Genomic DNA, 12,425 nt, shown 5'->3' with positions numbered 1-12,425 from the left:
GTCAGACCTCATCCGGCCGTTGGTCCCGGATCAATGCGCGAGCGCCCGAACCGGTCTCCCGGCCACGTCCGGTGCGACCCGTCGCGACATACATCATGAAAATCAGTGTGACCACAAAAAAGCTCACCGGCCAGCCATGGCCCGGTGTCCAGTAATAACTGTCATACGCGAGAAGTATGCCGCCCCATGTGGCGCCCACGCCCATCAGCGCCGCAATGAGCACCGCCCATGCAGGCCGCTTCGCCAGACGCAGCGCAATCGCAGCCGGCCCGATCAGCAGCGCCGTGGACAGGATTGCACCAACGGTAATCGCCGAAAGCGAAACGGCCAGTGCCAGAACCAGCAGGTGCAGCAGTCCGATCAGACGTGTCTGCACCCCTCGCACCGCAGCGAGGTCGGGGTCGAGTGAACTGAGGAGTAGCGGTCGATAAATCATCCCCATCGTGACGAGTGCACCGACGCTGACCACAAGAGCAAGAGGAACGATGGACGCAGGAATGGCGAACATCGAGCCAAACATGATTGTGATGGCCGCCCCTGTCGTACTGCCCGACGTGACGTCCATGTACAGCAGCAGGGCGGCCAGGCCGAGTCCTGCGCCCAGCACCACCCCCGTTACAAGGTCACGCTCGCGGGCGCGTCGCACGTGGACCATTTCCATTCCGCCCGCGGCGAGAAGAGCCATGATCAGAAAGCCGAGCAGCGGATTGATCCCCAGGAGAAATGAGGCTGCGCCACCCGCGCTACTGACATCGGCGAGCGCGTGGCCCGCAAATGACTGGCCTCGCATGACCGTGAACACGCCGACTACGCCAGATACGAGCGCGGCCCCACCACCGACCATCATGGCGGTGCGGACCGGCTCGTTCGTGAAAAACCCAGACGCGAAGATCATTGCAGACGAAAAATCCATCATGGTCTACGGGATCTGCAACGCGTGAGCGGGTTCCCGCTCACGTGCCGTACGTATCTCGTCTGCACTGTCCGCGGCGATCACGAGCACCCTGCCATGAACGCGGACGACATCGATGTGGTAGCCGTACAGCCGGGTCAGGACCTCGCTTCGCACGACTTCGTCCGCCCGGCCGCTGACGGCGCGCCCATGGGCGAGATAGACGATGCGATCCATCACGGGCAGCAAGGGATTCATGTCGTGTGCGGACAGCAGCACCGTGATTCCTTGTTCGATCGACAGACGTCGCAGCAGGGCGACAATGCTGGCAACGCTGCCGATGTCGAGATTCGCAAGCGGCTCATCGAGCAGCAGCAATCTGGGTCGCCGGATCAAGGCATGCGCGATCAGGATCCGTTGTTGCTGGCCACCGGAAAGGTCACCGATCCGCCGGTCCGCGAAGTGTTCTGCATCCACCGCCTCGAGCATTTCGTCGACCGCCGCCCGGCGCTTTTTCGACGGTATGGGCAGCCCCAGCCTGTGGCCGTCAAGGCCCAGGGCGACCATGTCCCGCCCACGCAGAGGAAGATACGGGTCGAGCATGATTTTCTGCGGCACGTAGCCTGACGACCCGAGGCCCGATTGCCCGTTGATCCTGACACTGCCTGCCGCGGTTTTCTGAAAACCCAGGATGGTTCGCAGCAACGTCGTCTTGCCCGAACCATTAGCCCCGATCAGGCCACAGAACTCGCCCGCGTCCAGTTTGAAGTCGACGTCATGGAGTACGCTGTGTCCCGGAAACGAGACACCCACCCGGTCAACAGCAAGCACCTCGCTTCGGGTAAGCATACCGTTCAATTCCCCGCGTGCAGCGTTTCGGTCGAGGTCTTGCCGGCCACTGCCTTGCGCAAGGCGGTGACCTCGGCCAGCATCCACGACTGGTAGTTGAAGCCTGGGGTCGGCATCGTCTCGTAGACGCCTACGACCGGGATGCCATTCTCCCTGGCGAGCTTGAGGAACGACTGCGTAAGCGCGTCCGTGACCTGCTGGTTGTAGACGAATACCTTGACCTTGTGGTCCGTGAACAGTTTGTTCTGCGTGCTCACGTCCTGCGGCGACGGGTCCGTGCCGTTCATGATTGCGGCCTCGAGGCTAAAGGGTGTGGCGATGTCCGTCCCGGCTGCCTGAAGCATGTAGTCTCCCACCGGCTCGGTGACCGCGACGGACGTCTTGCCGTAACGTGCCTTGAACGACTCGATCTCCTTCAACCAGGGCTTGAGCGACGCGTCAAACTTCTTCGCGTTGTTCTGGAAATATTCGGCCTGCGCAGGTTGCAGCGCGGACAGGTTGGCGGCGATCGCTTTCGCCACCGCCGGCATGGTCTTCGGGTCGTACCAGAGGTGCGGGTTTCGTGTGCTATCCGGTAACCCCAGCAGATGTTGCACGTCGATGACCTTGCGTTTGCCGTTCGGCGCGGCAGCAATGATCTTGTCTGCCCAGGCGTCATAACCGACGCCATTCTTGACGATCAGATCGGCAGAGGCGATCTGCGACGCGACCTTCGGGTTGGCCTCGAACGTGTGCGGGTCGGTATTCGGATCGGTTTCGATTGCCGTGACGTGAACATACTTGCCGCCAATCTGCGAGATCACATCGGCATATTCGTTCTCGATACCGATCGCGTTGATAACGCCCGATGCCGACGATGCCGCAACGGCGTTCCCACAGGGCAAGGCCGTCAGTGCGAACGTCGCGAAAAGGGCAAGCCAGGCGCCACGCCAGACTGGCCGGGGCAAGGATGCGTTCCGTCGTGCAGTGGACCGCGAACGCACGTTAATCGGGTTGCGAGGCAACACGTTGAAATCTGTCATTTGAATACCCTGTCGCGGTCATTGAAAACAGAAGAGAGGCCTTCTATAAATTTCGCCCGTCTCGCCCTGTCAGCCGATGGGTCTGCGGGCCGGCCACGGTTCGGACAACCGCCGCGCACTCGATCCGATCGGGCAATCGGCATTGCGTATGCGCGGCTTCGAAAATGAACGATTTTGAAAGCTCATGCATCGCCAGATGATTTGACGCTAGAGCCAGTTGCGCAATTGTCCAGCCCGGTTTTGAAGAGGTCGGCTGGCAGGTGCTTGCCGATAAAGACCATTTTTGTTTCCCGCACTTCGTCGTCGCGCCACGGTTTGCCGACGGTAGCGCCGAAAATCATGTGAACGCCCTGGAAAACCATCCGGCTCTCGACGCCGGCCAGATTCAGCACGCCCTTGTAGCGCAGCATTGCGGTGCCATAAATCTCCACGATCGAGCCGAAAAAATCCTCGATCCGGTCTGCATCGAGCGGAACAGCCGAGCGATACACAAACGACGACACGTCATCGTCATGATCGTGATGCGCGTCTTCAAGGAAATCCGGTTCGATCTCAAGGATCGTATCGAGATCGAAACTGCGGATATCGAGCAGTTTGTTGATATCCGTCCTGCCGAAATCTGCATGCTCGATGGGCGCGCGTGCGTTCATCTGGCGAAGGCGGGCGGTCATGGCCTCTACATGGTCGGGTGTGACCAGGTCGGTCTTCGACAGGAGGATGCGGTCTGCGAAACCAACCTGTTCCTGCGCTTCATGATGTTCGTCGAGCTGCGCACTCCCGTGTTTGGCATCGACCACCGTGACGATCGCGTCGAGCAGGTAATTCTCCTGCACTGCCTCATCGACAAAAAACGCCTGCGCAACGGGTGCGGGATCGGCGAGTCCGGTCGTCTCGATGATGACCCGGTCGAACTTGAGCTCGCCTGCGTCACGCCGCTCGGCTAGCGACGCCAGAATTCGCACGAGATCGCCCCGCACCGTACAGCAGATGCAGCCATTGTTCATCTCGATGATCTGCTCGTTGCCGTCCTGCACAAGCAGCTCGCTGTCGATGCCCGCTTCACCGAATTCGTTTTCGATCACGGCGACGCGTCCGCCGTGATGCTCGGTCAGGACACGATTGAGCAGTGTGGTCTTGCCGCTGCCGAGGAAGCCGGTGAGTATCGTAGTCGGGATACGGTCGGGATTTGCATCAAACGAACTCATGATGGTGTCTCTCCGAAAAGGTAGAGGGTTTGCCTTGTGAAGACCAGAACTATCACGCACGTATCGACAGCGTCGCGCCAGGGCGATGGCCACAAGAAGAATGCGCGACGTGAAACTCAAGCTCCGTATTACCGTTTAGGGGGCATCACGCAAGGAAGTCAGGCCCCGGATCATTCGCCGTCCACCTGGCTGCTTTCAGTCGGATTTTGCATGGACCACGCGGGAAACGGATCCTCGTAGTTTTCCCAGACCGCCGGGCCGGAGCCCATCTCGGCGTTCGTCAGAAGACACGTATCGAACCCCGCACGCAGGGCAGCTTCGTCGATCCCCGTGCCGATGAGCACCAGTTCCTGCTGGCGATCACCGAATGATGCTGACCAGCGCTGCGCGATCATTGCGCAGCTTTCGGCGTCCTGCGGCCAGTGGCTTTGAGGTACGGCGGCCCACCATCTGCCAGCCAGACCGTGCCGGGAAATCGCCCCGGCTTGCGACCAGGTGCCCACAAGGTCGTTGCGCGAAGCAAGCCAGAAATAGCCTTTAGAACGCACTACGCCCGGCCACTCCGCCTGTATCCAGTTCCAGAACCGCACGGGATGAAAAGGTTTGCGCGCCCGATACGCGAAGCTCGTGATGCCGTATTCATCGCTTTCAGGAATCTGTTCGCCACGCATTTCCTTAAGCCATCCGGGAGCCTGCGAGGCCGCTTCGAAGTCGAAACGTCCGGTGCCCATCACCGTTTCAAGCGGCACCTGTCCAAAAGCCGAGGTCACGATTTCCGCACGGCTGTTGAGGCTGCGCAGTACGCCCTTCAGTTGCGTCAATTCTTCCGGCTGGACGAGATCGGCCTTGTTGAGGAGGATCACGTCGGCGAATTCAATCTGCTCGGTGATGAGGTCCACAACGGTGCGCCCGTCTTCGTCTCCGATCGTTTTGCCCCGATCATGCAAGCGGTCGTGTGAACTGTAGTCACGCACAAAGTTGTACGCGTCTACAACGGTTACCATGGTGTCCAGTTGCGCCACGTCGGACAGGCTAAGGCCCGCGTCGTCGCGGAACGTGAACGTCTCGGCAACCGGGAGCGGTTCCGAGATGCCCGTCGACTCAATCAGCAGATAATCGAACCGCCCTTCAGCGGCCAGTTCCCGGATCTCGACCAGCAGATCTTCCCGCAAGGTGCAGCAGATGCAGCCGTTGCTCATTTCGACCAGCCGCTCCTCGGAGCGCGACAGCTGCGCACCACCCTCGCGTATCAGGCGCGCATCGATGTTCACCTCGGACATGTCGTTGACGATGACGGCAACGCGTCTGCCCTCCCGGTTATTGAGCACGTGATTAAGTAGCGTCGTCTTGCCGGCGCCGAGAAATCCCGAAAGGACAGTGACAGGAAGCTTGTTCATGATTGCTCAGGCTGTTGTCTTTAGTGGTATGTTATAACATTGCATAATCGGCAGGTTGAATTTTTAGCACTTTCAGGTGGAGCATTCAATGCCCAATCCGCAATCACCGACAGGCGACGAGACGCCTGCAGCGAGAACCCGACGGTTCACGCCACTGCGTCGACGGGTACTCGGCCTGCTCGCCGCGCGTGGCGGATCGGCCACGGCTTATCAGTTGCTCGAGGACCTCAACAGACAGTCCACTCATGCCGCGCCACCCACCATCTACCGCGCCTTGCAGTTCCTGATTCGTGAAGGCCTGGTCCGGCACGTCTCGACAACGAGCACGTTCCGCCTGACCGAGGAGAATCAAGGCCAACACGAAATCTTCGCGGTCTGTATGCACTGCCATTCCGTTCGCCCGTTGCACAATACCGAGCTGCAACAGGCGCTGCTCGACACGGCACTGACCGCTCACTTCGAGGTGCAGGGACAGCAAACCGAGATCAAGGGCATCTGTGAGGACTGCACCCAGCGCGCAGCGACGACCTCTTCTGCCAGAAAAAAGTAACAGCAGGTTTTATTCTGAAACGCAATGATATAACATCACATTTGTTTTTGATTGCGTCTCAGACGGTACCTTCGTGTATTGCTGCAACGGCAATACCGCGCACCTGCGGCTTTGAGCCAGCGTGAAATCACCCCCATACGAAATTCTGCACTAGGCGGACGAACTCATGATTCGCATACCTAACAGAAATCGCCATCACCTCACACAGGCTGCGCTGCTGCTGTTCGCTTTTGCGGCTCACGCATACGCGGCGGACGACAGCTCGATAACCGGTGCAATCGTGGACAACTCGGGCAAGCCCCTCAGCAAAGCGACCATCACCATTCAGGATGCCAGCGGCAAAGCCGTAGGGGCCGCGCAAACCGATGCCAAAGGTCATTTCATACTCGACCACGTCAACCCGGGTACGTATGCGATCGTCGTCACCGCCCCCGGCTTTGCCAGTGGCAGCAGCATCGCGACCACCACGCCGGGACAGGAAAGCTCGGTGTCCATCGCGCTCGCAAAAAGTGACGCGCTCGATGTGCAGGTCAACGCCCAGCGTCTGAACCGGGCGCGCAACGACCTGCTGCCCGAAACGGGCAGCAGCGTCTATCGCTTCAGCCAGAGTGACATCAACAACCTGCCAGCCGGCCAGAACACCCCGCTTAACCAGGTCCTGATGCAGGCGCCCGGTGTCGCGAGTGACTCGTTCGGCCAGTTGCACGTACGGGGCGATCACGCCAATCTGCAGTACCGCATCAACGGCATCATCATCCCCGAACCGATCAGCGGTTTTGGGCAATCGCTGGACACGCGAATTATTGACCAGATGAATTTTCTCACCGGCGCCCTGCCTGCGCAGTATGGGTACCGGACTGCGGGTATCGTCGACATCCGCACCAAATCGGGCGATGTCGGCAGCGGTGGCTCGATCGATGTGTTCGGCGGCAGTCGCCAGACGATCCGCACGAGCGGTGACGTCTTTGGCAGCCAGGGGCCATTCAGCTATTACTTCAGCGGGTCGGTCGGCGAGAACAATCTGGGGATCGAAAACCCGACCTCGAGCGCCAACGCGCTACACGATCACACGCGTCAGGGGAACGCGTTCGGTTACATGTCGTACATCATTAACCCGCTTACACGCGTAAGCGTGATGTTCGGTGTCACCAGCAACCAGTTCGAGATCCCCAATACCCCCGGGTTGACGCCTTCGTTCACGCTCAATGGCGTCAATAGCTTTGATTCGAGCCAGCTCAACGAAACGCAGTCGGAGCTGAACCAGTTTGCCGCGGTGACCCTGCAGGGAACGAACGGCGGGGCGCTCGACTATCAACTGGCTTTCGTGACCCGATATTCGCGCACGAAGTTCAATCCGGACCCGATCGGAGATCTGCTGTTTAACGGCGTCGCGTCAAGTGACTTCCATAGTGACACGGCGAATGGGGTACAACTGGACACCACCTACCGGCTCAACGACCGGCATACGATCCGCTCGGGCATCTTCGTCCAGCAGGAACACGCTGTGTTTGACAACAACCTCTCCGTCTTTCCGGTCGACGAAAACGGCAACCAGTCCTCCGACCAGCCGATCAGCATTCCTGACTCGAGCAGCAAGACCGGTTATCTGTATAGCGCCTATGTGCAGGACGAGTGGAAGGTCACCAGCAAGCTGACGATCAACTACGGCCTGCGCTACGACAAGATGGATGAGTATGTCAGCGCCAGCCAGCTGAGTCCGCGCGTCGGCATGGTGTACGCGCTGACGCCATCGACCACGGTTCACGCAGGCTACGCGCGCTACTTCACACCACCCGCCTTCGAACTGGTGTCGAACGCCGACATTGCCCGTTATGCGGGGACCACGGCCGCGGTGTCGGGGCAGAACGATCCGGTGCAGCCCGAGCGCAGCCACTACTTTGACCTTGGCGTAACGCAGCGGCTGAGTTCAGCCCTCACCGTCGGTCTCGACGCCTACTACAAGAAGTCGAGCAACCTGCTTGACGAGGGTCAGTTCGGCACCGCGCTGATCTTCACGCCGTTCAATTACCAGTACGGCCGGGTCTACGGCGTCGAGTTCACCGCGAACTACAGGCAGGATAACGTGTCCGCCTACATGAACGTCGCGTTCAGTCGTGCCCAGGGTAAAAACATCAACTCGGCACAGTTCAATTTCGGCGCCGATAAACTTGCCTACATCGCCAGCCACTGGGTGTATCTGGACCACGACCAACGCGTGTCAGCGTCATTCGGCGGCACCTACACGCTCGGTCAGACCACCTTCACGGTTGACAGCATAATCGGCAGTGGTCTTCGCAGTGGATTCGCCAATACCGATCGCGTGCCCTGGTACACGCAGGTGAATCTCGGCGTCATCCAGCACTTCAATGTCAATAACCCGCTGATCGGCAAGTTCGATGCCCGCCTGCTGGTGATCAATGCATTCGACCGTGTGTATGAACTGCGCGACGGCTCCGGCATCGGCGTGGGCGCACCCCAGTACGGACCGCGCATCGCTGTCTATGCGGGCATTACCAAGAACTTCTGATGCGTAACCAGGGAATGCTGAAATGAAAGACTGGACGACTTTTCTGGGTGCAGTGCAGCTCGGCGGATGGGTGATCTATCCGCTCAGTGTGCTTGCCATCCTCGCGATCACGATTGTGATCGACCGCTCATATGTTTTTCTGCGCTTTGCCGGTACGCCCGATACAGGTGCGCGGCCCCCGGCTGCCGCAGGCATGTCCTCCGGCTCCCTCATCGAGGGGTTGGATTCGCTGCCGGCGCGACATGTTTTCAGGCGCCTGAGCGTGCCGCTTTCGGACCGTCCAACTGCACCCATCTGGTACCGCGAGGCGAAGACCGAAACTCTCGCGGCGGCGATCGAGCGGGACATGAGCAAGGGCTTCTGGGTGCTGGAGACGATCGTGACCGCAGCACCGCTCCTTGGATTGCTGGGCACGATCGTGGGTATGATGCATTCATTCCAGCTGTTCGGCGGAAATGGCCTCGTCAATCCGGGCGGCGTCACGGGCGGCGTCGCCCAGTCGCTGGTGGCAACCGCTGTTGGCCTGGTGGTCGCGTTGTTCTCGCTGTTCGCTTTCAACTACTTTTCACGGCGCCTTGAACGACTGATGGACGAACTCGAGTCGTTTGCGAACGAGCGTATCAGCGAGATTCGCCTCGCTTCGGAAGGACAGGGTGCCGCGCCGTGAAGTTTCGTCGCTCTCGCGCCGCGAAGCGTGGTCGCATCGAAATCATTCCGATGATCGACGTCATGTTCTTTCTGCTGGCGACTTTCATGCTGGCGTCGCTCGCCATGCAACGACTGGACGCCGTGAAGGTGAACCTGCCGTCGGGTCGCGCGCAGCAAATGTCCGCGGATGGACCACCGACTGTGAGTATTGACCGGAGCAACGCGATTTTTGTCAACCGCGAGGCTGTTCGTCCCGATCAGGTAGAACCGGCTGTCAGGCGCGCACTGCGCCCGGACCATGACGTCATCATAGCCGCCGACGATGCAGCGGGACATGGCGTGGTCGTACAGACGATGCTGGCTGCCCGTCGTGCGGGAGCAGAACATTTTCTCGTTGCAGTTCATCGTGAATAGACCATGGCGGCGTCTCATCATGGCGGGTGACAGCCGGAACGTCAGGGTCACGATGGCCGCGGCACTGGGCGCACTTGTATGGGGAATATTTCTTTTTGTGCTGGGACGGAGTCTGCACGCAATACCGGTACCCGAACCTACGCTGGAACAGCCGATGCAGATGAGGGTCGTTGAAATTCCGAATGTCGCTCCACCGTTGCATGCTGCGATAGCACGTTCAACACAGACGGCCGCCAAGCCGCAAAAGGCCTATCCTCCGAAACAGCCGTTAGTCAAAGCTGCGCGCGCCCCGACGCTGCTGGTTCGCCCACCAATTCCTGCTCGGCAGTCCCAGGCGATGACACACGCCCCGGAGCCGGCCGCGAAACCCGAGGCCACGCCCCCTCAAACGGCGACGGCAGTAGCACCCTCGCCGTCTTCCGACCGTGGCGCGACAACCGCTGAGCGGGCGTCCGCGGGATCGGCGCCCGGCAACTCGCCGGCGCGCGCTATCGCGCAACCGCTGCCCTCAGTTCCCGACGAGTTGCGCGAGCAGGCCTACCAGACGGTAGCGGTAGCCCGTCTTGTGATCCATACAGACGGATCCGTCGCTGTCGAGCTCATCAAGCCCACGCAGTACCCGCGGCTGAATCAGATTGTTGTCGAGACCTTGCGAAGCTGGCGATTCTTTCCAGCAATGCAGGACGGGCACCCGGTTGAAACCCAGCAGGACATTCGCGTGCACTTTAACGTGAGCTAAAGCGATGAGCGGTCACTCCAGCCGGACAGAAGCGCGAGGTGGCCAGCTCCGGGGCCGACCAACGGTGGACGTTCGTGGGCAGCAGGCGACTCTATTGCACGAGCGTCCGGGCAAGCCCAGGTTCCGGTCAGCTGAAACAGATGAGGTGACCGTCATTTCCTGGCCGACCGCCACCCAGGTCGAACTTCCCGTGCCCGACCTATTCTAGTCACGCAGTACAGCGATCAGCGATCAGCGATCAGCGATCAGCGATCAGCGATCAGCGATCAGCGATCAGCGATCAGCGATCGTATCCCGAACGCGCTGAATACTCGCGAATTTATGGTCCGTTTTTAGACACTTTCCCCTTTTAAATCAAAGGGGCGACTATACAACTTTCCGCGATGTCACCGCATTGCTCGCAAAAAATCGTTCGAAATCAATGTCAGCACTATACAACTTTATTTTTTTGTCAACACGACGTGCTTCGGTGCAGGGGCGACGCGTATCCCGCCGTGGTGAGCAGCAATCCGCGGGCAGACTCCGTTCGACTGAGATCAGTCCGTTTTCAAAGGCATCAATCGCCTTTCATCGCTCGCTCAGGCGAGTTCGACCGGGCCGTGATCGTCGCAATGATCTCCGTGCGGATGATGCAGGTGACCGTCGACGAGATAGTCAACGTGGTCCCCATGTGGCACAGGTTCGTGGCCGCACCCGGGGCCATGGACGTGGCCCGGCGCGTGGCCGCCGCAGCCCGGTGTACATTGATCGGGATTGTTCGCGTTCACTTCGAGCCTATGCTCGTCTACATGATCGCCGTGCGGGTGATGCAGATGACCGTCATGCAGATAGTCGACGTGATCGTTATGCCTGATCGCTGTGTGGCCGCAATCCGGACTATGCTGATGGTCGTGATGCGCATGGTGTGGTTCGTGACAGGTGCTCATGGTGACTCTCCTCGCGGTGGATGGGGGGCCTTCTTTTCCGGGCGCGGGCTCGGCTCTTCTGCCTGGGTAAACACGCTGTCGAGCAGCTTGAGCACAGCAAAGGACCCGTTCACAGGGACTCGCTCCATCATCCCTCAATCCACCGATTGATGGAAGTGAATTGATGGTGGCTTTCAAGTAACTGTCGGCGCCCAGGAGCGAACTGGCGGGTTACCCCATATGCGATCGAAGAGAGCGTTGAGCAAATGGATTTCACGCAGCGCCCGACAACACGCGCGAATAGTTGATGCACGGTCAGACAGTTGATAGGGGAAGCATTCCAGAGCGTCTGCCTATGCCCGTCTGTCGTTGATCGTCTAAAGCGGCGATTCCTTCGTCAAAAACCGCCTGATGGCAATGGAGACGATTTCTGGAAACTCTTCGTGAATCGCGAGCTTGCCCTTCATGACCCATTCAACCTGAACATTTGGCAATTGTCCTAACGCCTCCATTTCGGCACGCGATTTCGGCGGCGTCTGATCGCCGTAGATCACGAGGATCGCATTGTTGGCCCGGCGCGCAAGATCAAGGAACGCCGCACGGTTGGCGACCCGGTCTAGCGCACCGGTCACAAAGCGTACCGAACGGGGTGCACGGGTGACGGCGAGTTTGGCCGCGAGACGATCGCCGTCAAGCCAGTCAGGATCGCTGTAAACGTGTTCTCTCGCCATCATGGTGATGACATGGCGGCTGAACGTTGAGCCGGGTAGAGAGGCGGGCCAGCGAGGGGGTGATCGATCGCAGCGCGCACACGGGAGAACCAGGCCCGCTGGCCACCCCTCATCGTCGGCAACGGGCCGCGCCACGTCGGTGCGACGAGGACCAGGCGATCAACCGTACCTGGCCGCAAGACGGCCTGGTAAAGCGCATAGGTGGCTGCATGTCCGGCCGCCACAATGGCGTGCGGTGGTGCCACGATGTGGCTTAGGAACCAGTTAAGAAACGCCGAGAGAAGCTCCGGCGACCATCCTTCCTTTGGCCGCGCCTGATCGCCGAACCCCGGCCAGTCAACCGTCGTCACGTGAAACTGAGGCGCGAGCAAGTCGAGCAGCGGGCGCATCTCCAGGCGCGTGGAAATCGTACTCAGGGCCGGCAGGAGGACGACCGAAGCGCCGCTGCCGGCCTCATCCACGTCCAGCGCGATCTCTCCACTGTCCCACTGGCAGCGTATCGTCTTCGTCATTGCCTTTCCAATTTGACCTTCATACGAATCACGC

General features: G+C 59.9%; 13 protein-coding genes. 6 read left to right on the top strand and 7 right to left on the bottom strand.

The genetic code is table 11. The features are described from left to right. Position 1 precedes the first annotated feature (1 nt). The 5 genes from B0G77_RS32250 to zigA all read right to left on the bottom strand — a co-directional run bounded on the left by B0G77_RS32250 (position 2) and on the right by zigA (position 5,365). On the bottom strand, positions 2–895 hold the full coding sequence (locus B0G77_RS32250; RefSeq protein WP_243751295.1) for a metal ABC transporter permease: 894 nt from the start codon (positions 893–895) through the stop codon (positions 2–4). A gap of 24 nt (positions 896–919) precedes the next feature. Then, entirely contained in the window at positions 920–1,741 is an 822-nt protein-coding gene (locus tag B0G77_RS32245) for a metal ABC transporter ATP-binding protein (protein ID WP_133665922.1), read from the bottom strand. 5 nt (positions 1,742–1,746) lie between these two features. Continuing rightward, positions 1,747–2,688, bottom strand: a complete 942-nt coding sequence (locus B0G77_RS32240; protein WP_243751294.1) for a zinc ABC transporter substrate-binding protein — start codon at positions 2,686–2,688, stop codon at positions 1,747–1,749. A gap of 257 nt (positions 2,689–2,945) precedes the next feature. Continuing rightward, positions 2,946–3,968: a GTP-binding protein gene (locus tag B0G77_RS32235; RefSeq protein WP_133665920.1), complete on the bottom strand. Its 1,023-nt coding sequence runs from the start codon at positions 3,966–3,968 to the stop codon at positions 2,946–2,948. Positions 3,969–4,138: 170 nt separating this feature from the next. After that, complete coding sequence (gene zigA, locus B0G77_RS32230) at positions 4,139–5,365, bottom strand: zinc metallochaperone GTPase ZigA (RefSeq protein ID WP_133665919.1); 1,227 nt, start codon at positions 5,363–5,365, stop codon at positions 4,139–4,141. Positions 5,366–5,453: 88 nt separating this feature from the next. On the opposite strand from zigA, the gene B0G77_RS32225 reads away from it, so the two are divergent. The 6 genes from B0G77_RS32225 to B0G77_RS43925 all read left to right on the top strand — a co-directional run bounded on the left by B0G77_RS32225 (position 5,454) and on the right by B0G77_RS43925 (position 11,319). After that, positions 5,454–5,915 (top strand): transcriptional repressor, encoded by a 462-nt coding sequence (locus B0G77_RS32225; RefSeq protein WP_133665918.1) that lies wholly within the window; start codon positions 5,454–5,456, stop codon positions 5,913–5,915. Between the two features lie 166 nt (positions 5,916–6,081). Continuing rightward, positions 6,082–8,442, top strand: coding sequence for a TonB-dependent receptor (locus B0G77_RS32220; RefSeq protein ID WP_133665917.1), 2,361 nt, complete (start codon positions 6,082–6,084; stop codon positions 8,440–8,442). Between the two features lie 22 nt (positions 8,443–8,464). After that, positions 8,465–9,109, top strand: a complete 645-nt coding sequence (locus B0G77_RS32215) for a MotA/TolQ/ExbB proton channel family protein (protein WP_133665916.1) — start codon at positions 8,465–8,467, stop codon at positions 9,107–9,109. Continuing rightward, positions 9,106–9,504: a biopolymer transporter ExbD gene (locus B0G77_RS32210; protein WP_133665915.1), complete on the top strand. Its 399-nt coding sequence runs from the start codon at positions 9,106–9,108 to the stop codon at positions 9,502–9,504. Before B0G77_RS32215 ends, B0G77_RS32210 begins: the two co-directional genes overlap by 4 nt. 337 nt (positions 9,505–9,841) lie before the next feature. Next, complete coding sequence (locus tag B0G77_RS44770) at positions 9,842–10,243, top strand: energy transducer TonB (protein WP_243751293.1); 402 nt, start codon at positions 9,842–9,844, stop codon at positions 10,241–10,243. Positions 10,244–10,842: 599 nt separating this feature from the next. Then, positions 10,843–11,319 (top strand): hypothetical protein, encoded by a 477-nt coding sequence (locus B0G77_RS43925; RefSeq protein WP_208116528.1) that lies wholly within the window; start codon positions 10,843–10,845, stop codon positions 11,317–11,319. 206 nt (positions 11,320–11,525) lie between these two features. Here B0G77_RS43925 and B0G77_RS32195 read toward each other — a convergent pair whose 3' ends face one another. Continuing rightward, a complete protein-coding gene (locus tag B0G77_RS32195) occupies positions 11,526–11,882 on the bottom strand; it encodes a hypothetical protein (RefSeq protein ID WP_133665913.1) in 357 nt (118 codons plus the stop codon). Beyond that, positions 11,879–12,391, bottom strand: coding sequence for an alpha/beta hydrolase (locus B0G77_RS32190; RefSeq protein ID WP_133665912.1), 513 nt, complete (start codon positions 12,389–12,391; stop codon positions 11,879–11,881). Before B0G77_RS32190 ends, B0G77_RS32195 begins: the two co-directional genes overlap by 4 nt. Positions 12,392–12,425 lie beyond the last annotated feature (34 nt).

Source organism: Paraburkholderia sp. BL10I2N1 (assembly GCF_004361815.1).
Lineage (GTDB): Bacteria > Pseudomonadota > Gammaproteobacteria > Burkholderiales > Burkholderiaceae > Paraburkholderia.
The sequence above is the reverse complement of the archived record's forward strand: the minus strand, read 5'-3'. Positions and strand labels throughout refer to the sequence as shown.

Coding starts and splice junctions, on each gene's coding strand:
- B0G77_RS32250 (WP_243751295.1), bottom strand. CDS start 895: ATGATCTTCGCGTCTGGGTTTTTCACGAACGAGCCGGTCCGCACCGCC.
- B0G77_RS32245 (WP_133665922.1), bottom strand. CDS start 1,741: ATGCTTACCCGAAGCGAGGTGCTTGCTGTTGACCGGGTGGGTGTCTCG.
- B0G77_RS32235 (WP_133665920.1), bottom strand. CDS start 3,968: ATGAGTTCGTTTGATGCAAATCCCGACCGTATCCCGACTACGATACTC.
- zigA (WP_133665919.1), bottom strand. CDS start 5,365: ATGAACAAGCTTCCTGTCACTGTCCTTTCGGGATTTCTCGGCGCCGGC.
- B0G77_RS32225 (WP_133665918.1), top strand. CDS start 5,454: ATGCCCAATCCGCAATCACCGACAGGCGACGAGACGCCTGCAGCGAGA.
- B0G77_RS32220 (WP_133665917.1), top strand. CDS start 6,082: ATGATTCGCATACCTAACAGAAATCGCCATCACCTCACACAGGCTGCG.
- B0G77_RS32215 (WP_133665916.1), top strand. CDS start 8,465: ATGAAAGACTGGACGACTTTTCTGGGTGCAGTGCAGCTCGGCGGATGG.
- B0G77_RS44770 (WP_243751293.1), top strand. CDS start 9,842: ATGACACACGCCCCGGAGCCGGCCGCGAAACCCGAGGCCACGCCCCCT.
- B0G77_RS32195 (WP_133665913.1), bottom strand. CDS start 11,882: ATGATGGCGAGAGAACACGTTTACAGCGATCCTGACTGGCTTGACGGC.
- B0G77_RS32190 (WP_133665912.1), bottom strand. CDS start 12,391: ATGACGAAGACGATACGCTGCCAGTGGGACAGTGGAGAGATCGCGCTG.